The organism is Xanthobacter sp. NM-59, assembly GCF_021401125.1.
Classification (GTDB): Bacteria; Pseudomonadota; Alphaproteobacteria; order Rhizobiales; family Xanthobacteraceae; genus Xanthobacter.
Genome location: NZ_JACBFQ010000014.1, coordinates 18,723 through 36,461 on the forward strand (window position 1 = coordinate 18,723; position 17,739 = coordinate 36,461).

Annotated in this window: 25 protein-coding genes; 16 read left to right on the forward strand and 9 right to left on the reverse strand. The window is 65.9% G+C overall.

Going from position 1 to position 17,739, the window contains the following annotated elements:
• Window positions 1–15: 15 nt before the first annotated feature.
• From L0966_RS20045 to L0966_RS20080, 8 genes are all read left to right on the forward strand, one after another.
• On the forward strand, window positions 16–345 hold the full coding sequence (locus tag L0966_RS20045; protein ID WP_234053816.1) for a hypothetical protein: 330 nt from the start codon (window positions 16–18) through the stop codon (window positions 343–345).
• Window positions 346–400: 55 nt separating this feature from the next.
• Window positions 401–661, forward strand: coding sequence for a DUF6129 family protein (locus L0966_RS20050; RefSeq protein ID WP_234053817.1), 261 nt, complete (start codon window positions 401–403; stop codon window positions 659–661).
• Between the two features lie 33 nt (window positions 662–694).
• Window positions 695–1,900 carry a DegT/DnrJ/EryC1/StrS family aminotransferase gene (locus L0966_RS20055; RefSeq protein WP_370640791.1) on the forward strand — a complete coding sequence of 402 codons (1,206 nt, stop codon included), beginning with the start codon at window positions 695–697 and terminating at the stop codon, window positions 1,898–1,900.
• A gap of 49 nt (window positions 1,901–1,949) precedes the next feature.
• Entirely contained in the window at window positions 1,950–2,267 is a 318-nt protein-coding gene (locus L0966_RS20060; protein WP_234053819.1) for a ferredoxin, read from the forward strand.
• 636 nt (window positions 2,268–2,903) lie between these two features.
• On the forward strand, window positions 2,904–3,128 hold the full coding sequence (locus L0966_RS20065) for a hypothetical protein (protein WP_234053820.1): 225 nt from the start codon (window positions 2,904–2,906) through the stop codon (window positions 3,126–3,128).
• A gap of 244 nt (window positions 3,129–3,372) precedes the next feature.
• Entirely contained in the window at window positions 3,373–4,140 is a 768-nt protein-coding gene (locus L0966_RS20070) for a 4Fe4S-binding leucine-rich repeat protein (protein ID WP_234053821.1), read from the forward strand.
• A gap of 198 nt (window positions 4,141–4,338) precedes the next feature.
• Window positions 4,339–5,091: a dienelactone hydrolase family protein gene (locus L0966_RS20075; protein WP_234053822.1), complete on the forward strand. Its 753-nt coding sequence runs from the start codon at window positions 4,339–4,341 to the stop codon at window positions 5,089–5,091.
• A 239-nt stretch (window positions 5,092–5,330) separates the two neighbouring features.
• The gene (locus L0966_RS20080; protein WP_234053823.1) at window positions 5,331–5,654 is read left to right on the forward strand and encodes a hypothetical protein; all 324 of its coding nucleotides are present in this window, start codon (window positions 5,331–5,333) and stop codon (window positions 5,652–5,654) included.
• A gap of 308 nt (window positions 5,655–5,962) precedes the next feature.
• On the opposite strand, the gene L0966_RS20085 is transcribed toward L0966_RS20080, so the two are convergent.
• Window positions 5,963–6,454 (reverse strand): hypothetical protein, encoded by a 492-nt coding sequence (locus L0966_RS20085; RefSeq protein ID WP_234053824.1) that lies wholly within the window; start codon window positions 6,452–6,454, stop codon window positions 5,963–5,965.
• Between the two features lie 228 nt (window positions 6,455–6,682).
• Between L0966_RS20085 and L0966_RS20090 the strand changes: the two genes are divergently transcribed.
• Together L0966_RS20090 and L0966_RS20095 are read left to right on the forward strand one after the other, a co-directional pair.
• Window positions 6,683–6,928, forward strand: a complete 246-nt coding sequence (locus tag L0966_RS20090) for a hypothetical protein (protein ID WP_234053825.1) — start codon at window positions 6,683–6,685, stop codon at window positions 6,926–6,928.
• Between the two features lie 193 nt (window positions 6,929–7,121).
• On the forward strand, window positions 7,122–7,361 hold the full coding sequence (locus tag L0966_RS20095) for a hypothetical protein (protein ID WP_234053826.1): 240 nt from the start codon (window positions 7,122–7,124) through the stop codon (window positions 7,359–7,361).
• A 41-nt stretch (window positions 7,362–7,402) separates the two neighbouring features.
• Here L0966_RS20095 and L0966_RS20100 read toward each other — a convergent pair whose 3' ends face one another.
• The 4 genes from L0966_RS20100 to L0966_RS20115 all read right to left on the reverse strand — a co-directional run bounded on the left by L0966_RS20100 (window position 7,403) and on the right by L0966_RS20115 (window position 9,102).
• Window positions 7,403–7,837 (reverse strand): group II truncated hemoglobin, encoded by a 435-nt coding sequence (locus L0966_RS20100; RefSeq protein WP_234053827.1) that lies wholly within the window; start codon window positions 7,835–7,837, stop codon window positions 7,403–7,405.
• 208 nt (window positions 7,838–8,045) lie between these two features.
• Complete coding sequence (locus L0966_RS20105; protein ID WP_234053828.1) at window positions 8,046–8,213, reverse strand: hypothetical protein; 168 nt, start codon at window positions 8,211–8,213, stop codon at window positions 8,046–8,048.
• A 36-nt stretch (window positions 8,214–8,249) separates the two neighbouring features.
• Window positions 8,250–8,591 carry a DUF6156 family protein gene (locus tag L0966_RS20110; protein WP_234053829.1) on the reverse strand — a complete coding sequence of 114 codons (342 nt, stop codon included), beginning with the start codon at window positions 8,589–8,591 and terminating at the stop codon, window positions 8,250–8,252.
• A 61-nt stretch (window positions 8,592–8,652) separates the two neighbouring features.
• Window positions 8,653–9,102: a Rieske 2Fe-2S domain-containing protein gene (locus tag L0966_RS20115; RefSeq protein ID WP_234053830.1), complete on the reverse strand. Its 450-nt coding sequence runs from the start codon at window positions 9,100–9,102 to the stop codon at window positions 8,653–8,655.
• A gap of 234 nt (window positions 9,103–9,336) precedes the next feature.
• On the opposite strand from L0966_RS20115, the gene L0966_RS20120 reads away from it, so the two are divergent.
• The 3 genes from L0966_RS20120 (at window position 9,337) to L0966_RS20130 (ending at window position 10,766) form a co-directional block, all read left to right on the forward strand.
• Window positions 9,337–9,987, forward strand: coding sequence for a glutathione S-transferase family protein (locus L0966_RS20120; protein WP_234053939.1), 651 nt, complete (start codon window positions 9,337–9,339; stop codon window positions 9,985–9,987).
• A gap of 40 nt (window positions 9,988–10,027) precedes the next feature.
• A complete protein-coding gene (locus L0966_RS20125) occupies window positions 10,028–10,318 on the forward strand; it encodes an aldehyde dehydrogenase (RefSeq protein WP_234053832.1) in 291 nt (96 codons plus the stop codon).
• 118 nt (window positions 10,319–10,436) lie between these two features.
• A complete protein-coding gene (locus tag L0966_RS20130) occupies window positions 10,437–10,766 on the forward strand; it encodes a Rieske 2Fe-2S domain-containing protein (RefSeq protein ID WP_234053833.1) in 330 nt (109 codons plus the stop codon).
• A gap of 183 nt (window positions 10,767–10,949) precedes the next feature.
• On the opposite strand, the gene L0966_RS20135 is transcribed toward L0966_RS20130, so the two are convergent.
• The 3 genes from L0966_RS20135 to L0966_RS20145 all read right to left on the reverse strand — a co-directional run bounded on the left by L0966_RS20135 (window position 10,950) and on the right by L0966_RS20145 (window position 13,153).
• The gene (locus tag L0966_RS20135) at window positions 10,950–11,351 is read right to left on the reverse strand and encodes a DUF59 domain-containing protein (RefSeq protein ID WP_234053834.1); all 402 of its coding nucleotides are present in this window, start codon (window positions 11,349–11,351) and stop codon (window positions 10,950–10,952) included.
• Between the two features lie 414 nt (window positions 11,352–11,765).
• Window positions 11,766–12,245, reverse strand: a complete 480-nt coding sequence (locus L0966_RS20140; protein WP_234053835.1) for a putative porin — start codon at window positions 12,243–12,245, stop codon at window positions 11,766–11,768.
• 47 nt (window positions 12,246–12,292) lie between these two features.
• Window positions 12,293–13,153: a xanthine dehydrogenase gene (locus L0966_RS20145; RefSeq protein WP_234053836.1), complete on the reverse strand. Its 861-nt coding sequence runs from the start codon at window positions 13,151–13,153 to the stop codon at window positions 12,293–12,295.
• Between the two features lie 339 nt (window positions 13,154–13,492).
• On the opposite strand from L0966_RS20145, the gene L0966_RS20150 reads away from it, so the two are divergent.
• Both L0966_RS20150 and grxD read left to right on the forward strand, forming a co-directional pair.
• Complete coding sequence (locus L0966_RS20150; RefSeq protein WP_234053837.1) at window positions 13,493–13,726, forward strand: BolA/IbaG family iron-sulfur metabolism protein; 234 nt, start codon at window positions 13,493–13,495, stop codon at window positions 13,724–13,726.
• A gap of 109 nt (window positions 13,727–13,835) precedes the next feature.
• Window positions 13,836–14,168, forward strand: coding sequence for a Grx4 family monothiol glutaredoxin (gene grxD, locus L0966_RS20155; protein ID WP_234053838.1), 333 nt, complete (start codon window positions 13,836–13,838; stop codon window positions 14,166–14,168).
• Window positions 14,169–14,802: 634 nt separating this feature from the next.
• Here grxD and L0966_RS20160 read toward each other — a convergent pair.
• The gene (locus L0966_RS20160; RefSeq protein WP_234053840.1) at window positions 14,803–15,297 is read right to left on the reverse strand and encodes a hypothetical protein; all 495 of its coding nucleotides are present in this window, start codon (window positions 15,295–15,297) and stop codon (window positions 14,803–14,805) included.
• Window positions 15,298–15,516: 219 nt separating this feature from the next.
• Here L0966_RS20160 and L0966_RS20165 point away from each other — a divergent pair, with 219 nt between their 5' ends.
• Window positions 15,517–16,467: a glyoxylate/hydroxypyruvate reductase A gene (locus L0966_RS20165; protein ID WP_234053841.1), complete on the forward strand. Its 951-nt coding sequence runs from the start codon at window positions 15,517–15,519 to the stop codon at window positions 16,465–16,467.
• Window positions 16,468–17,739: the final 1,272 nt, after the last annotated feature.

The window sequence follows — 17,739 nt, forward strand, 5'->3', positions numbered from 1 at the left end:
CGCGAGAGTGCGGCCATGACGCAGTCCCCTCATCCCAACGATTTCGATCGCCGGAGGATCGAGCGGACGATCCAGGGCCGCAAGCGCTACCGCTATGTGGAACCGCGCGTGCTCGCCGTGGCCGAGGGCTACCGCATCGAGAGCGCCTGCTGCTCGCGCAACGTGGACCCGGAGGGCGGTGTCGTGGACATCGCCCTGCTCCGCTTCGATGCCGACAACGGCACTTGGCATCTTTTTCGCAAGAACCACCAAAGCAAGAGTTGGGAACTCGACAGCACCCATGCGCGGCTCATCGAGCTGCTCCAGCTCCTGAACGAAGATCGTGAGCGCAAGTTCTGGCAATAGGCGCGCCGCCTGTTGCCATCCGGCGGCTTTCCCCGCCACAGCGGAGTGTTGGGACATGGCAGTGAGCGACACCGATTTGTCGGAAATCGAAAAGGTGCTGACGGCGGAGGAGCTCACCGCGTCCGCCTTCTCCGAGCTGCGCCAGCGCCTGCCCAAGCTCTCCTGGACCCGCTGCGACGCCACCGACGTGACCGAGGAGCCGTTCCGCAGCTTCCCGGTCTACGACATCCACCTCATCGACACCGCCGACCATTGCGTGGTGCTCACCACCGATCCCAGCCGCGCCACCGGCGTCATCCTGGCCAAGAAGAACTGACAATAAAAACGGACAAAGGAGACCGGTGCGATGATGGACATGGACGACGATCTTGTCGCAGACCTGACGGACGACACCGAGGAGAGTGGCGCGGAAGCCGCCGCCATTCCGCTGTCGGACCCCGACATCACCGTTAGCGAGCTGGAGGCGGTCAATCTCGCGCTGCAGGCGCCGCGCCTGTCGTCCGGCCCCACGGTCGAGGCGTTCGAGCACGCCTTTTCCTCCTATCTCGGCCGCAAATATGCGGTGGCCGTGCCCAGCGGCACCATGGGCCTGCTGCTGACCCTGCACGCCTATGGGATCGGGCCCGGCGACGAGGTGATCGCCTCGCCCTATTCCTTCCGCGAGACCACCCACGCCATCAGCCTCGCCGGCGCGCGGCCCGTGTTCGCCGACATCGACTACTGGGCCGGCACCCTGGTTCCTGAAAAGGCCGCGGCGCGGATCACCGAGAAGACCAAGGCCATCGTCGCCTCCAACAATAACGGTCATCCTGCCGCGTGGGACGGGCTGAAGGAGCTCGCCAAGGCCAACCATCTCATCCTGATCGAGGATTCCACGGAGGCCATCGGCTCGCGCTACAAGGACGCGCTGGTGGGTACGTTCGGCGACACGTCGGTGTTCGATTTCTCCCAGCCCTCGCCCCTCATCTGCGGCGAAGGCGGAATGGTGGTGACCGACGACATCGACGTGGCGGTGGCCCTGCGGCGCTATCGCTCGCACCGCCTCGACGAGCGCTCCTCGGTGGTGGTGAGCATGACGGCGCCATACCAGGCGCCCATGAGCAACATCACCGCCGCCCTCGGCCTGGCCCAGCTCGAGCGCCTGGAAGAAATTCTGGAGCGGCGGCGCTATGTGGAGCACCTCTACTACAAGTATGTGCAGTCTTTCGAGGGCATCAAGCCGCCCTTTACCGCCCCCGAGGTGACCGAGGTGCATTGGTTCCTGTTCCTGGTGCACCTGGGAACGCGCTTTTCCAAGTCCAGCCGCGACGCCATCGTCGACGACCTGAAGGTCGAGAAGGTGGAATCCGCGGCTTATTCCAACCCGCTGCACCTCCAGCGCCACTATTTCGATCTCGGCTATCGCCGGGGTGACTTTCTCGTCACGGAAAAGGTCGCGGACCGCGCCATCGCGCTGCCGTTCCACACCCACCTCACCGAGGACGAAATCGAGTTCATCGTCGCAACGATGAAGGATGCCTCAATCAACGTAGGGGCGGGATCCGCCATCTACTAGGCACCAACAACACGCACCCAATAATATTTGGAAATGACAGGAGTCGTTGATGTCCAGCGTGAGCATTAAGGTTATGCCCCTCGGAAAGACGGTCGAAGCCACCGAAGGCGCGAACCTGTTCGAGATCCTCGCCACGGTCGAGCCGCGCCTGCTCGACCGCCAGAAGGATGACAAGGACGGCAGCTATTCTCACGTCTTCGTTCAGGAGGGCCGCAAGGGCCTCTCGAAGACCAGCCGCGAAGAAAATGAGAAGCTGGACACCATCGTTGGCGTCGGCTCCAAGTCTCGCCTCGCCTCGATGATCACCGTGCTCGGCACCGAGAATGTCACGGTGGAGCTGCTCGGCTTCGACTACGCCGGCCTTTGAGTCCGGCTCTCCGACAGGCCAGCCGGCGGACGCCGAAAGCGCCCCCGGCTGAGCCGGATGGCTCCCGATCGGGGCCGCACGCTACTTGACATGACCGCCTCGCGCCGCAGGCGCCCGGTATCCAGGAGCGGGACTCCTATGGGGCCCCAAGCTCCTGGCGCCGGACCACATCCGGAGTCGAGCCCCCCGGACAAACGTCGGCGCGCATTCAGCTTCGCCGCCATCGCCCTGGTCTAGATTTTGCTTGGAATTCTTCTGCGGGACCGACCGCTGCCCGTCCCTACGGGCCGTCGCATTGCTGCTTCACGAGTGAAACGAAGGTCGAGAGCGTTTTGCTTCAGCGCCCTTCGCGTCAGGAGCTTTGTTCGCGTCAGGAACTTGCTTCGCGTCAAGAACCTGAGACGTTCAGGAGGCGCAAACCCCGCGGCCGCGCCACGCATATTTTAAGACCGCGGACCGTCACCGGGATGCTTGCACCCGCCGGCCCATCTGAACCCCGGAGGCTTCCGAGCGGGCGTTTTTTGGAAAGCGCCGAAACCTGACAAGGCCTTGGCCGCATCGAGACAAACCACACCTCCGTACCGGAGGCATGTACCAAAGTCTACACCCGTCGAACCACCACCACGGAGACGACACATGGACAATCAGAAGGTCATCATCCACGCCCGCTTCAACCCGAGCGGCGTCGTCATCGAGATCAGCGAGCGCCCCGAGGCTCTCTCGCCGCAGGATTGGTTCAACTACCTCTCCGAGCACGCTGCCCTGAGCTATCAGGCCCTGGCCGGTGGCCGTGGCGTGTTCCGCCTGGATCCGGCGCAGCTTGCGGAATTCAAGTCCCCCTTCGACTCAAAGGCCGCGTGAGCGTACGCTCCGTTGTTACGGCACCCCCTTAGCCGAAACAATCCGGACAACTACGTAGGCTTCGCCCCGCCCCCAGGCGTGGGGCGAAGCCCACCATCACCGCCCCCGTCACGCTTTCGCGATCACATGCTGAGCCGGCAACCCTGGCGCTTTGACGAAACCGTGACTAGCTTTGCTGTGAGGAGGCCCGGATGCGGTCGCTCGCAGAAGGCGGCCCTCCGGAGTGACGGAGGAGGTTCCGGCGATGGTGGCCAGCAGCGAAATGCAGGTCGAGGCCCTGGATTGGCAAGGGCGGCCCTTGCGGTGCCAGGATTGCCCCCATGAGGATATTCGCGCCGAGGGACGATGCGACCTGGGCGTGGTGTGCGTGGCGGATCGACGCCACAAGCGCATCGACAATTTCTTCCGCCGCAACAACGAATTAGCCGCCCGCTATCTGACCCACCCCTATTTCGAGGTGCGGGTGCTGGCGGCCAAGCATGCCAGTGTCTTTGCCCTGCCCGCGCTTCTCGGCGACACCGAGCCTGATGTGCGCGCCATGGCAGCAAGCCGCCTGCCGGTGGCCCGCATCGCGCCCCTGAAGGCCGACCCCGACCCCGCCGTGCGCATCGCTGTGGCCCACCGGCTGGAAGGCGCGGCCCTGGTTCCATTTCTCTCTGATGAGGACTACCGGGTCCGCATGGCCGCCGCTCAGCGCGCGCCGCTGGACGCGTTGACCTTCTCGCTGCGCGATCCGGAAACGGAGGTGCGCCGCGAGATCGCCCGCCGCGTGGAAGAGCCCTCGCTTTCCCGCATGGCTGCGGACGAGGACCCCATGGTGCGCGTGATCGTGGCCGAGCGGCTGGCGCCCGCTCGCCTGCATCTGCTGCGTGATGATCCCGACATGCGCGTGCGCTTCGCCGTCGCGGAGCGTGCCGGCAACGCGGATCTCGAACACCTCAGCAAGGATCCCGTCCCCGAGATCGCGGAGCTGGCCCGCCTGCGGCTGGATGCACCGCAGGCTGAAGCGTAGCCATTCCAGACGTTTCATGCAGAAAAAGAAGATATTTTCCGTCTGACATATCTGAATACGTAACCACATCTTCACGGGAGCGCCCTGTCGGCGCTCCCGTCTTGCTTTGGCATCGTCTCTGCATCGGCACATCAGTGCTGAATGGCAGACCGAGCGGACCTGCCCCTTTCCCGATTCCGCTCGAGAAACGAGGATGCCATGATCCAACTCTCCGCCGGAGATGAGAGCTTCTCCGCCTATCGCGCCGACCCAGCCGGGCCGCCCAAGGGTGCCGTCATTGTTCTTCATGACGTGTTCGGCGTGGACGACCACATCCGCAAGATTGCCGATGACCTCGCGGCCGCCGGCTATGTGGCGATCGCCCCCGCTTTGTTCGACAAGGTGAAGGCCGACACCACCCTTTCCCCCGCGCAAGAAAACGATGGCCGCGCCCTCGCCGCGCAGGTGGGCACCGACTGGTCGCTGAGCGCCATCCAGGCCGCCGTCGATGCGGCGAAGGCCGCCGGCAAGGTGGCTGTGGTGGGCTATTCCTGGGGCGGCTATCTCGCCTATCACTGCGCGAACCGGGTGAAGGGCGTGGCCTGCGCCATCGGCTATTATGCGGACGGCGTGCTGGATGGCTCCCGCGAGAAGCGGCGGGTGCCGACGCTGCTGCACTTCGCGGAAGAGGACGCACTGCTTCCGGAAGGCGACATCGACCAGTTCCGCGCGGCGCGGCCGGATGTCTCCACCTATCTTTATCCCGGCACCACCCACGGCTTCTTCTTCGGCCCAGCTTATGATGCCGATGCCGCCCAGCTCGCCCAGGAGCGCACTCTGTTCTGGATTTCCCAGCACGTGGTGGGCCAGCCGCCGGTGCAGCTGAAGAATGCCGGGGCCTATGCCCAGTCGAAAACAGAACGCAAGGCCAAGAAAAGCGCAGGGGAGGATGTCGGCCCACCGGAATCCTGACGGCGAGCCCAGGACCACCCGCCCCTCTCCGCCCCCTCGGGGAGGGGCTTTCGGATGCACGAAGCCCGCGCGGGCCCTTTTGGCCACGCGGTCGCACCAATCATTGGCCGGCTTGATTTCGGCGGAACGCGATTTTACCGTGTCGGGCGTGCAACGCACAAGAACTGGCGCCCGCGTTCCCGGCGGCGGACAGTTGTCGCGTTCTGCTTTTCATTGGATGCGCTTCAGCGAGGCCTGACATGAGTGTGATCACGCATGACTTCGGCGCCGACAAGCGCCGCACCACGCGGCGGTTCCGCCAGCTTCTGAGCCTGGATGCCCTGCACGAGGCCAATGTGCAGGCCAATCCGCTACCTTATCTCGAGCGGGCGAGCGAGCGCATCTTCCAGCTGGAAAAGGCCCTCTTTGAAGCTGTCTTGGCAGGCCGCTCCGCCCCGGGTGAGACCCCGAGCGGCAAAACCATCACCGTCGATGCGGATGAATACCGGCGCCTGAAGGCCGCCATGGCGCTCGTCGAGGAGGCGCACGACCAGTTTTCCGGGACGGATGAGGAGAACGTCTGAGACCCCTTCGCAGGATGCGGCGATCTTTCGCGAAACCCGCGCGGCGCTCGAGCGCCGCCGTGGAACCGGTCGAGGAGCAAGGCCCATGGTCCGAATAAAAAGGCGGCGCGGAGCGCGATCGAGAGCTCCGCGCCGCGAGGTGCGCGCCACCTGGACGGCACCCCCGCCCAGGCATTGGATGAACAGAACTCCGGCGAACCGGAGCCGCGCGACATCCGGCTACGCCACAAACACATCCCGTCGTCCGCCGGCGAGGCGGAGCCGGCCGGCCACCGCCCGAACCCGGCGCGCGGTCATCGCCACAGCGCTCATTGCGCGGTGTCCTTCGCGGCGGACGGCGTCCATTGATAAAGGTCGCCCCAGCCGCTCAAGGCTGTGATTTCGTGGGTGAAGCCCTGCTCGCCCAGCGCCGCGGCAAAGCCCTGCTGCTCCCCCGCCTTCACGCTGGCGAAGACCGGCACCCGCCGCCCCTTCACCTCGCCAAGCAGGCGGGCGAAAAGGTCTGTTTGCCGGAAGCTCGGCGCCATGGCGGCATAGGCCACGTGGATCGCGGGGCTGTTGCGCAGCCCCCATTCCAGGTCGTCCCGCCGCGCCAGCAGCGCGCCGACGATCCCCCGCTCATTGTCGATGGCGATGGGCGAAAGCCCCGACGTGCAACACGCCATCAGCTCCGACAGGATGCTCTCCTGCTCGCCCTCATTGTCGGCGGCGAAGGGAACGTCCTGGCAGACCTGGCGCAGCAGGCCCCAAATGCCATTCACATCGGCGAGGCATGCCATGCGCTGAGTCAATTCAGCCATCACGCGCTCCCAACAATTCCAAAAAATAATGCACGCAAGCTAAGCCGCAGGCCACGCTCTTTCAAGATCAAAAATTTGATTTGTCGCAAATCAAAAGGTTTGATGTAGACTTTCCACCTGTGACGAAATGAACCGCGGCTCACCCTCTCCGTGCCCGCATATGGCAAGAACCTTGCTCCGCTCCGCAGATCCGGCCCGCGGGTGCGGGCATTTTTCTGGAGAAGGTGCATGTCGAACCCGGAAGGCTTCTTTGTGGATTGGGACGGCAATGTCCGCAGCACCGTGGACCCGGGCGGCGGCTATCTGTGCGAAACAGACACCGTGGCCCGCTATGTGGCCATCACCACCAAGACCGGCACGCTGGTGCACGAAGCCACCTTCTACAAGAGCCTGGGCGATGTGGAGAAGGCCGGCATCCGCGCCACTCTGGTGCCCGGCTCGCACCCCTGGGGCAAGCGCGAGGATGGATTCTAGCCCCCTGCGGGCAAAACGGAATTCCGATTCCCGAAGCCCGCGCGCCTGAAAGCGGCGCGTGACATTATCCGCCTCCCGGTCGGCGCCAGCGAAAGCTTCGCACCGGGAGGCACGGCACAATGGAGGAGATGCGGCGGATCAGCCCCGCTTGCGCCCTTCACGCGGCGAAAGCCGCCCAGCACAGAGGTGATCGATGCTCCCGACGACCATTCTCATCGACGAAGCGCCCCGGTGCGTCGTGCGCCCCAACGACATGAAGGCCCTCAACCGCTTCATCAAAAACGGCCGAACCTTCCTGCTCGCGGAGAAGCCCGACGGCAAGATCACCCACCGCAGCGCCTCCGAGCCGGAAATGGCCAAGTGGCAGGAGGCATTCGCACTGCATAAGGCCTGGGGCGGCGAGGATGAGGACTTCTTCGGCGTGCCCCTGTAGCGCACGCCCCAGCCGCCGGCCCGCCCCATCCCGGCGCGGCGTCAGGGATGCGCGGCGTGGCCCACGGTGTCGTGCGGATTGCCTTCCTGGTTCCGCATCCAGTCGGCCAGTTTGGCAATGGCGCCATACAGTTCGTCACGCGCGCGCGTGTCGGCCACGGTCTCGTCCAGTGCGCCGCGCATGCACAGCAGCCAGGCATCACGCTCGGCATTGCCGATGGGAATGTGCATGTGGCGCTGGCGCATGCGGGGGTGGCCCTTGTGGGGCGAATACAGCTTGGGGCCGCCGGTCCATTCGGTGAGATACTGCTTCAGGTCCACCTTCAGCGGACCCAGGTCCGGAGCGTGCAGCCGGCGGATGTCGCGGGCCTCGGGCAGCCGGTCCATGCGTGCGTAGAATTCCTCCACCAGGCGGTCGATGGCGACCGCGCCGCCGATGCGCTCGAACATGGTGGGGGTCGCGACAGCTTCGGACATCTTGCTCCTCGACCTTTGGGCGGGGACCAGCCCCGGTTGGCATGACGAAACCAGCTCCCGCGCCAAGGCGCAACTCCGGCGCAACTCCGGCGCCAGCGGCCCGGCGACGCAGCGGCGCGCGGCCGCGTCTCGACCGTTTCAGCTTTTCGCGGGCACGCCGAAACAATCTATCACTTTGCTTTTGCGACATCTTTCACGCGCAAGCGCTCTATTCTTCCATATTGGGCAGCAGGATCACTTCCGCCGGCGCGCCCGGCCCCTGCCCGTCCACGAAATCCAGGGCGCTAACGAGGGAGAGGCCCCCATCCGCCTCCATGAGCACCACCGCCTCGGCCGGCATCCTGGCCAGGGCCTCGATGAGCTGCGCAACCGTCATGGCCAACTCCCTGGCTTGTCCCGCTGCCCCTCCCTCTCAGGCGGAGAGGGGCGCGCCCGCTTCGTCGAAAGCGAGGATCACCGTCTCCTCGTCCATGGTCACCTCGGCGCGGCGCAGGACCCCATTGGGGTGGTAGTCATAGCGGTGCGCCAGCTCCACCTCGCCATACACCATCTTGTCGAAGCCGCTCAGCTGGCCCGCCGCATCAAAATAGGCGCGGATGAAAGTGTTGCGATGGGTGAGATGCTCCTCGGCTATGGGTTCCACCAGCTTGAAGGGCAACTTCACGCCAGTATAGGTGATGAAATAGCGGCAGGTGGGCTCGCCGCCCGCCGTCTCCTCCGGCGCATCGGGCGCCGTCGCGTCGCGTGAAGTCATGAATACCTGCATCGCCAGTTGAAGTTCCAAAACGCGCGCGTCGCGCGCCGCGGCAGCGCCTTCAATCGGGCGAGATCATGATCTCCATGGTGTCGTCCAGCTCGTCATAGGGGAAGGGACGGTTCTCTTCCTCCACCAGCGCCACGCCGCACAGGCAGACATCGTCGCCCACCACCACCAGCGCGATCGGCTCCAGAGCCTGGTCCTTGCACGGCCCCTCGGTGCAGGCGCCGCTTTCGATGTCGAACAGGGCGCCGTGCCGGCCGCAGCGCAGCATCGTGCCATCCTTGTTGAAGAACTCGCCGCTGCCGACATTGAGCCAGGTGCCCTGGTGGGGGCATGCGTTCACATAGCCCACCACCTCCTTGGCGCCGGTGCGCACCACCACGATGCGGAAGGGCCGCGCCTCCCCATCCTCGCCCACGCGGGACAGGTTGAAGGCTTTCGCCTCGCCCGGGTCGATATCCTCGACCTCGCAGATGGCATAGACCTCGATTTCATCAGCCGACATGGTGCCCGTCCTGCTGTTCTTCTTGTCCGCGAGACAGAACTTCCGCACCCGATCCCGTGGCGATGGCTGCGGCAATCTTGTCGTGAATGGAACAGCGATGTCGGGTTGTGATCCCGACAAGCTGCGGAAACTCCGAATTGCCCCGATATTTGCATGAACCATGCCGCCGGACAGGAGCGGCGGCCGCGGCCGCCTTCGCCCCCGGATGAAAGCAGGACAGGCCCCATGGCGAATATGAAGTTCTACATGACCCCCGGATCATGCTCGACGGCGATCCACATCATCCTCGAGGAGCTGGAGGAGGTGTTCGAGGCCCATATCGTCAACCTGCCGGCGGGGGACCATTTCAAGCCGGACTATGTCGCCATCAACCCCAAGTCGACCATTCCCACTTTGGTGCGGCGCGACGGCAGCGTGCTCACGGAGATGGTGGCCATCGGCTTCTGGCTGGGCAAGAGCCAGCCGCGCGCCGCCCTTTGGCCGGCCGACCTGGAGGCCGAAACACGCGCCCTCGAAACCATGGCCTATGTGGTGAATACCGTGCACGGCCAGGGCTTTGCCCGCATCTTCGCAACCCCCAGTTTCGCTGGCACCACCACCGACCAGGACCGCATGAAGGCGCTCGGGCGCGACATCGTCACCCAGGGCTTCGGCATTCTCGACAAGGTGCTGGAGGGCCGGGACTATGTGGCCGACACCTTCTCGGTGGCGGACCCGTTTTTGTTCTATGTGGAGTTCTGGGCCGACAAGACCCAGATCCCCCTGCCCCCCAACGTCGCCGCCCATTATCGCCGGCTGCTGGAGCGGCGTGCCGTGCAGCAGGTGCTGCGCGAGGAAGGCTACAACACCGCCAATTTGGGCGCCGCCGCCCGCGTGCTCAACTGAGCCCGGCGAAGCCCATTCACCGCAGCAAGGATAGCCCACCATGCCACAAGCCGAACTTCTGGTGGTCGACGACGCCAACCGGGACGACCTCTCCCGCAAGGCCGGGATCTTCCTCTACATCGACACCCAGCTGTGGCTGGAGGACGGGGTGGTGCATCGCGCCGATGGCCGCGCCCTCCTCTCACCCGACGGGGTCGAGCGCTGGTACCTGCACGGCAGGGAGCTGACGCGCGCGGTGAAGACGCTGTTCAGCCAGCAGGGCTGGCCGCTCGCCTGCGGGCTCGACACGGCGGCAAAGCAGAGCGCCTTCAACGCCCATTTCGCCCTGTGACGCCAAAGGCCTGTGACGTGAGCTCGTGAGTCTTTCGCCCCCCTGCGCGGGGTTCGAGCCCGCCCATTGACAGCCGGCCGAAGACCGAGAGTGATGGCCCGACCCGAATGAGGCCCTGATGTATGTGAAGCTGTGTGATCTGGCGGACCTGGAAGAGGGGGCCATGCTGCCGGTGGGCATCGGCTACACGCTGGTGCTGGCGGTGTGGCCCCTGGGCGGAGAACCCCGCGCGCTGCAGGGCATCTGCCCCCATGCCGGCCATCTGCTGATGGACGCGCGCTTCGACGGCCGTCACCTCACCTGCCGCGCCCATGACTGGGTGTTCGATTCCACCAACGGCCTGTGTACCGTGGGCGGGCTGTGTACGCTGGTGGAGTATCCCTCGCAGGTCCGCAACGGCGAGCTGCACGCGGACCTCGATGTCCACCCCAACCGCCTCTATCGCTGAGGTTCGCGCGCCCGGCGCAAGGCCGAGCAAGCGGCCGCCGCCCCTGCGGCGGGGCACACCTAAGGGGGAGACTGCCCCGAGCGTCATCCGGCACAGTGGCGCCGTATCGCGCGAAGGCATGCGGTCAACGTGGTGAGCCAAAGCATTTCCCCATTGGCGTGCAACGGGGCGATGCTCCCCCTGTCAGAGCAGGCCGAGTTCCAGCTGCACTTCCTCGGACATGCGCGACTTGTCCCATGGCGGATCGAACACCAGGTTCATCGTCACGCCGCTCACACCCTCGACCTTGCTCACAGCGTCCTGCACCCAGCCCGTGAGCGTGCCGGCCACCGGGCAGCCGGGGGCGGTCAGCGTCATGTCGATTTCCACCATGCCGTCCGCCTTCAGGTTGATGCGGTAGACGAGGCCGAGATCGTAGATATTCACCGGGATTTCCGGATCGTTGACCGTGCGCAGCGCGCTGACGATGCCCTCCAGGCGTGTCGCGTCCGTCGGCGCGAAATCAACATAGGCTTTCGCCTCTCCCTCCGCATACAGCGCCGGAGCGGAAGGGGCCTCGAAGCCGTAATCAATGTTCTCCGTCATCTGACAGTCGCCTCCAGCAACCAATCCAGTCACGGGCCTGCATCATCCCTGCTGATGTAGGCTTTCACGCATAGCTGCGACAGAGGCCCGCCCCGCCACATCGCGCATTTGCATTCCCAATGCCGCGAGGGTGCGCCCACCCACGGCCAAGCCGGTCATTGCGGACGCACGCGCCCTTGCCGCCTCAAGGTCCACGACCTGAGGCCGCCCGCCGCATCGCCCGCTCGTGAAGCCGCCCCCGGGCCGGCAGCGCGCCTGCCGAAGGCAAATGGAATCCTCTTATCTCTGCGCCGCTTCGCTAATGCGACGCAATCGTCATACGACTTTGCGCACAATTTGCGACCCTCGGGCCATGGGAGAGCCTTACGGCGGCCCTCCCCTTCAGCCGTGCAAGCGCGGTGCCAATGGCGGATATCAGGCAAGGCCCTCGGCCAGGGCCGCCACCACCGGCCAGCCCACGGCACCGCTCGGGTCCAGAACCTTCAGGGCCTCGAGCTTCTCGGCGGCGGCCGACGGCAGGTTCTGCCGCAAGTGGATGAAGGCGAGCGCTTTCAAAGTATAGAGCGCGAAGCGGCCGGCCCCGTCCGGAAACGGATCTTCCGGAACCCAATTGTGCCAGTCCGTATCCCAGCCGGCCTGGATGGCGGCTTCCTTCAGCCCGCCTTCGGCGGCGCGCTGGGCCTCATCCAGATTCCCCTGGTAGGTGTGGATCTTGTAGAGGCAGAAATAGGTGGGCAGCTCGTGCGGCGCCGCCGCCAGGGCCTGGCGAAACAGCTGGTCCGCCCGCTCCCGATCCCGCCGATAGGCAATCACGCCTTGCTGAAGCAGGGCATTGATGCCGGGGGGAAGGTCACCAAAATTGATGACGTCGGTGTTGGGAAACAATTCGATCATGAACGACGGCCTCTGTGGCGACCGACGGACACAGAGACGAAGGCCCCTCACTTCACGGGAAGCGAAGCCCCCCTCTCCGCCGGCTTGACTTTACGGAAGGACAAGGCCCGCGTGACCGCCTTCGCGATGATGAGCGCGCGGGCATCGAGACCCGTCCAATTGGCGTTGCGGCCGCGCGGATCCAGCTCCAGCAGCTTCACCCCCGCGGGCACCTCGGTTCCGTCGCGCACCACGCCGCGCACCACGCCGTCGAACGGCGCGCGCACCGTCTCTCCGCCGAGCTGCCCGACGAGGAAATCCTTATAGACACGGGTGCCGATCTCGATGGCCGTGTGCCAGCGGCCCGGCACTTCCGCATGCACGAAGCGCTCGGAGCGGCTGTTGCCGAGGGGGCGCGCCACGCCGTCCGGCGCGTCGGTCGGGCCATGCTGGATGATCCGCCCCTCCTTGCCCGGCCGCGTCTCGATGGCAAGGTCGCAATTGGCGCCGCCGCTGAAGCCCGGACCAAGGCCGATGGTGACACCGGCGAGACGGCGCAGATCGGGCGTGACTTGATACTTGTTCATCCGCGCATCCACCAGCAGGTCGATGCTACCGATAACGATGAGATCCAGCAGGCCGAGATTGGTGACCATCACGCCGTCGCGGCGCGCAAGGCCGCTGCGGATGGACATGGAGCTATCCGCCAGCGTCGCAAAGACGCCATCCACCTCCACCAGATCGTCGAAGAGGGCATCGTGAAAGGCCATCTTGCGGCGAATGACGGGCGGGACGGGATCGTGAGACAAAACAACGCCGTAGCCGGAGCGATGCAGATGCACCGCCACCGCCGAGGCAATCTCATTGGTCCCGAGGATGACCGCGAAATGCGGTGTCCGGCGAGGGCCCTCGTGTCGTGTTTCGCTCATGATCCGTCTCTCATCACGGAAGCTGAGACTGGTAAGCAAGAGCTGGGCCGATTTCAACGAACCGCCACATTTTCCCCACCACATCCGCAACGGGCACCATGAGCACCTGGGAACACCCGCGCACCGGCGCGAGCGGCTTCGTCCGTTGAAATCCCGGCCCGGCGACCCAGCGACGCGGCCTGTCGCAAAGGTGACAGGATGGTTGGCGCGAACGCGCCGGTTCACCCCCCTTCACTCCGTCCATCTCCCGCAGCCGCGCGGACGAAACTCCTGTGAACACGAGCCGACGCCACTTGGTGCCGACCTTGCATGAGGGCCTGCGAAAGAGGAGCACAGACCATGGCCATGGACGGAGCCGAAATCGAACGGCTGGTGAAAGTCGCCCTTCCGGACGCCCACGTTGTGATCGTGGACCTTGCCGGAGACGGCGACCATTACGCCGCCCGCGTCACGTCCGAAGCATTCAAGGGCAAGAGCCGCGTGCAGCAGCACCAGATGGTTTACGCCGCCCTTCAGGGACAGATGGGCGGGGTGCTCCACGCTCTCGCGCTCGAGACCATCGTTCCGAAATAAGCCGTTCCCCGCGCCCACCGCCGCCCCTTCCCCGGCCCGGCGCAGCCCCAAAGGCGGGACCGCCCGCCCTCTCCCCTGTCAACGCCTGATCACCGCAAGGATCGCCCCGATGGCCAACACCGCCGAACGCATCAAGGATCTCATCGAGAATAACGACGTCGTGCTCTTCATGAAGGGCGTGCCGCAGGCGCCGCAGTGCGGCTTTTCCTCTGCCGTGGTGCAGGTGCTGGCCCAGGTCGGCGTGCCCTACGCCGCCGTGAACGTGCTGGAGGATCCCTTCATCCGCGAGGGCATCAAGGCCTATTCCAACTGGCCGACCATTCCCCAGCTCTACGTCAAGGGCGAATTCGTCGGTGGCTGTGACATCGTGCGCGAGATGTTCCAGGCGGGCGAGCTGGCCACGCTGCTCAGCGAAAAGGGCATCCTCGCCCCGGCCTCCTGAGCCCCCTCGCGCCCGGCACCCGGCGCGCACAGGCCAACCAAACCCGCGCGCCCAGCACGCGGGCCGCAGGGCTAGACCGCTTCAACTCCGTGTAGAAACACGGAAGCGGTCTAGCCTTTTGTTTTTACACATTTCCTTCACCCGCATGGCCCCCGCTCCGCCGGGAAACGCTCCAGCCGTGTGCCCGCCTAGTGACGCGCGTCGAGGGGAATGCAGCGCACCGAAAGCGGTCGCCGCTCCAGGGAAGCGAACAGCCCCGTAGAAACAGCATTCATTCAATGATTTAAGCAGTTGCCAGGTTCTACGGAACAGGCGCAGGCGCCCTTGGCCCGCAGCCACCGCCGTCTCTGCACCGAAAGCGCGCGCCCGCGCGTGCCCGGGCCCATACGCCCTTGCGGCATGCCGAAGTCGGAAGAAGCTCAGGCGGTCCGCGCCTGCGATCCGCCACGCTTTCGCACAAGGGCCTGCCCCACGGCGGACGCCTTGATCCCTGCGAAAAGGTGGGGCCACGCGCCGAGCCTCACCCGGTGAAATTGCTTCACCGGGCGCCCGACAATCGCCCGCTTTCACATCGCCAGCCCGCCAAGGGGTTGGCGATGTCTCTGCGACGCACGATCTCAGTTCGCGCGAAAGCTCACTTCGCCTGGGCGGCGGTGGTGACCACGCCGGCCAGCCATTCCTGCTGGCTCACGCCACCGGCGCGGGCCTTGGCATTCACCGCGTCCACGACCGACGGCGGCAGCGTCACGTCGAGAATGATCTTGTCGGCGGATTCCAGCGCATAGACCAGACGCACGGTGCGGGCGGCGAAGGCCTGCATGCGGGCGGTCTTCTGCTCGTCCGTATAGGAGGCGCTGGCCGCCACGGTGGGGCAGTAGGCGCTCATGAGCCCATCGATGATGAGGGCCGGACGCAGGCCGCTGGCCTTGAGCTTGTCCACCGCGGCGTTGAGCACCGGCGGGTTATCGAGGGGATCGCCCGCCGCGAGAAGGGCGGCCACCTCGGCAGACGGCTTCTGCCCGGCCGGCAGCCAGGCGCATTCGAATTTTCCGGTCTGCGCCAGACCCATGCGGGGCATCGCACAGAGCGCGAGCGCGGCGACGGCAGCGAACAAAGACGCTTTCTTCATGACGAATCCTGCCCATGGAAGCCAATCGGCCAAATCGGGCAAAGCTCTGGCACGCCGCACTCACGAATGCAACGCGGCGGATGCGCTCGCCACCGCGCGGAACGCCGACGAACCGCGTGCAACACCGCCCGAAGCGGGCTGCGGCCCGGTCCGGTTTGTGACAATGTGGCCGGCCTCGCGGCGGCTCAGACGGCCCCGCCTTCATTTTCGGGATTCCCTATGGCCCCTTCGTCCGCCACCCCCGTCATGCTCTGGGCCTGCACCGACATTGACCCTGCACCGTGGCTCGCGGTTTTCGCTCAGGAGATGCCTGAGCTGGACATCCGCCAATGGCCGGACATGGGGCGGGTGGAGGACATCACCTATGCCTTCGTATGGAAGGTTGCGCCGGGCGTGCTCGCGGGCCTGCCGAATCTCAAGGCGGTGTTCTCACTCGGCGCCGGAGTGGATCGGCTGGTCGCGCCCCAAGTGGTGCCGCCCCACCTGCCACTGGTGCGCATGGCCGATCCGGGTCTGAAGGCGGGCATGAGTGAATTCGTGCTCATGCAGGCGCTTCACTATCATCGTGCCATGCCGAGCTTCGCCGCGCAGCAGGCCCGGCGCGAATGGCGCGAGCTGGCGGTGCCCCTGGCGCGCCATCGGGTGGTGGGCCTGATGGGCCTGGGCGAGCTGGGGCGGGCCTGCGCGGAGCATCTGCTGCGCCTCGGCTTTTCGGTGCGCGGCTGGTCCCGCTCCGCCCGCGCGCTGCCGGGCGTCACCGGCTTCCACGGCAGCGAGGGCTTCGGCCCCTTCCTTTCGCAAACCGAGATCCTGGTCTGCCTGCTGCCGCTGACCCCGGATACGCGCGGCATCCTGAACGCCCACACCTTCGCGCAAATGCCGAAGGGCGCTCACATCATCAATGTGGCGCGCGGCGGCCATCTGGTTGACGAGGATCTGCTGGCGGCCCTGGCGAGCGGCCAGATCGCAGGCGCCAGCCTCGACGTCTTTCATGAAGAGCCGCTGCCGCCGGAGCACCCGTTCTGGGCCCATCCGCGCATCATCGTCACCCCCCACGTCGCGGCGCCCACATACCCGGAAACGGCGGCGCCCATGGTGATCGAGGGCATCCGCCGCCACCGCGCCGGCCTGCCGCTGTTGAACGTGGTGGATCGCGCCACCGGCTATTGACGATCCGCCGGGCGCCGTTGCCCTGGCTTCGGCCCCGCGGGGCACAAGGCGACGCAAGCCAGGCTCCGACGCAGCCTCGCCAAGCATCCGGTGGAACCCGGCCCTCAGCCGCCGCCGCCCGCACATCGGAAAGCCGAGCCGGGAATCGGCGGCAGGTGCACCGATGCATTCAGGCGACGACGACAGCCGCAGATCCTTTGCGAGAGAGCAACTGATCCCACGCCTCGCTCGCCGTGGGATCAATAGACATTCGAGAGACACGGGTGCCCCGCTGGGCTCGTTCCCTCGCCCGCGAGCGGGAGGGCGGAGGAGCCGTTCGTGCCTCTCAGATGCAGGATCTCGCCTCGTTCCCTCGCCCGCGAGCGGGAGGGCGGAGGCGTGGCGAGAACCGCCCTTGTGTGCGGAAAGCGGCTTCAAGGCGCCGGCCTTCCCGCGGAGGACCCTTCAGCGCCGCTGCAGAATCCCCAGGCTCAATATTCGTCCTCCCCCGCAAGTGGGAACGGGGCGGCACCAGCACCCCGGTGGCGGAACATGGGCCGCGCTCCATGCGCTGAATGGCGATGAACCTTGGAGCGTTTTCGAACGAGCCGGAGACCGGCAGGCGAACAAAAAGCGACTCAGCTCCGGGGACTAGGAGCTACCGACATCCAGCGCACGGGGCGCGGATATACCCCACCACCGTGGTCCTCATGGCGCGGCCCCATCTCCCGCTTGGGGGGGATGGCTGGGGTGGGGGCAAAATGTCGGGTAGGTGGCCCCGGCAGCGCAGCGAAGGGCAACGCCTCGAAAGGCTCAAAAGCCTTGCATCCCCTGGCTCTGCACCACTGGGCGGTGCTGGCCCAGCTGCGGTCCCGGCCCAGCTGCGGTCCGGGCCAAGGTTCGGTCCGGGCCAAGGCGGCCCTGCCTGCCCCCTCACCCTCCCCCGCAGGCCGGAGAAGGACCGAGTCGCCGGCAAACCGTGCCTCTTAAATGTCGATCGGGCGTCGAGCGTGTTCCTGCTCCCAGGCGGGAGGAGTCGTCTCAAAACAGAAGTACCGACGGCCCGGACAGGGCACGCAGTTGCGTTGCCCTGTTGATTGGCATTCCGCGGGGCGCGCTCACGCGCCGCCGTGCGCCGTGGTGCGAGGTGGCCGGTGTCGTGAATAAAGGAAACACGCCCGAATGGGCTCGGGCCTTTGCCGCCCTATTGCGCGGGGCATTCCGGCCCCTCGCGGCAAGTCCTTTGGCACACGCCACGGTGTCCGATGCCGCAGCCAGCCGTGGACGACCACG

Excerpts from the sequence above, each read along its gene's own strand:
- L0966_RS20045 (WP_234053816.1), top strand. The coding sequence starts at position 16 with ATGACGCAGTCCCCTCATCCCAACGATTTCGATCGCCGGAGGATCGAG.
- L0966_RS20050 (WP_234053817.1), top strand. The coding sequence starts at position 401 with ATGGCAGTGAGCGACACCGATTTGTCGGAAATCGAAAAGGTGCTGACG.
- L0966_RS20055 (WP_370640791.1), top strand. The coding sequence starts at position 695 with ATGGACATGGACGACGATCTTGTCGCAGACCTGACGGACGACACCGAG.
- L0966_RS20060 (WP_234053819.1), top strand. The coding sequence starts at position 1,950 with ATGTCCAGCGTGAGCATTAAGGTTATGCCCCTCGGAAAGACGGTCGAA.
- L0966_RS20065 (WP_234053820.1), top strand. The coding sequence starts at position 2,904 with ATGGACAATCAGAAGGTCATCATCCACGCCCGCTTCAACCCGAGCGGC.
- L0966_RS20070 (WP_234053821.1), top strand. The coding sequence starts at position 3,373 with ATGGTGGCCAGCAGCGAAATGCAGGTCGAGGCCCTGGATTGGCAAGGG.
- L0966_RS20075 (WP_234053822.1), top strand. The coding sequence starts at position 4,339 with ATGATCCAACTCTCCGCCGGAGATGAGAGCTTCTCCGCCTATCGCGCC.
- L0966_RS20080 (WP_234053823.1), top strand. The coding sequence starts at position 5,331 with ATGAGTGTGATCACGCATGACTTCGGCGCCGACAAGCGCCGCACCACG.
- L0966_RS20085 (WP_234053824.1), bottom strand. The coding sequence starts at position 6,454 with ATGGCTGAATTGACTCAGCGCATGGCATGCCTCGCCGATGTGAATGGC.
- L0966_RS20090 (WP_234053825.1), top strand. The coding sequence starts at position 6,683 with ATGTCGAACCCGGAAGGCTTCTTTGTGGATTGGGACGGCAATGTCCGC.
- L0966_RS20095 (WP_234053826.1), top strand. The coding sequence starts at position 7,122 with ATGCTCCCGACGACCATTCTCATCGACGAAGCGCCCCGGTGCGTCGTG.
- L0966_RS20100 (WP_234053827.1), bottom strand. The coding sequence starts at position 7,837 with ATGTCCGAAGCTGTCGCGACCCCCACCATGTTCGAGCGCATCGGCGGC.
- L0966_RS20105 (WP_234053828.1), bottom strand. The coding sequence starts at position 8,213 with ATGACGGTTGCGCAGCTCATCGAGGCCCTGGCCAGGATGCCGGCCGAG.
- L0966_RS20110 (WP_234053829.1), bottom strand. The coding sequence starts at position 8,591 with ATGACTTCACGCGACGCGACGGCGCCCGATGCGCCGGAGGAGACGGCG.
- L0966_RS20115 (WP_234053830.1), bottom strand. The coding sequence starts at position 9,102 with ATGTCGGCTGATGAAATCGAGGTCTATGCCATCTGCGAGGTCGAGGAT.
- L0966_RS20120 (WP_234053939.1), top strand. The coding sequence starts at position 9,337 with ATGAAGTTCTACATGACCCCCGGATCATGCTCGACGGCGATCCACATC.
- L0966_RS20125 (WP_234053832.1), top strand. The coding sequence starts at position 10,028 with ATGCCACAAGCCGAACTTCTGGTGGTCGACGACGCCAACCGGGACGAC.
- L0966_RS20130 (WP_234053833.1), top strand. The coding sequence starts at position 10,437 with ATGTATGTGAAGCTGTGTGATCTGGCGGACCTGGAAGAGGGGGCCATG.
- L0966_RS20135 (WP_234053834.1), bottom strand. The coding sequence starts at position 11,351 with ATGACGGAGAACATTGATTACGGCTTCGAGGCCCCTTCCGCTCCGGCG.
- L0966_RS20140 (WP_234053835.1), bottom strand. The coding sequence starts at position 12,245 with ATGATCGAATTGTTTCCCAACACCGACGTCATCAATTTTGGTGACCTT.
- L0966_RS20145 (WP_234053836.1), bottom strand. The coding sequence starts at position 13,153 with ATGAGCGAAACACGACACGAGGGCCCTCGCCGGACACCGCATTTCGCG.
- L0966_RS20150 (WP_234053837.1), top strand. The coding sequence starts at position 13,493 with ATGGCCATGGACGGAGCCGAAATCGAACGGCTGGTGAAAGTCGCCCTT.
- grxD (WP_234053838.1), top strand. The coding sequence starts at position 13,836 with ATGGCCAACACCGCCGAACGCATCAAGGATCTCATCGAGAATAACGAC.
- L0966_RS20160 (WP_234053840.1), bottom strand. The coding sequence starts at position 15,297 with ATGAAGAAAGCGTCTTTGTTCGCTGCCGTCGCCGCGCTCGCGCTCTGT.
- L0966_RS20165 (WP_234053841.1), top strand. The coding sequence starts at position 15,517 with ATGGCCCCTTCGTCCGCCACCCCCGTCATGCTCTGGGCCTGCACCGAC.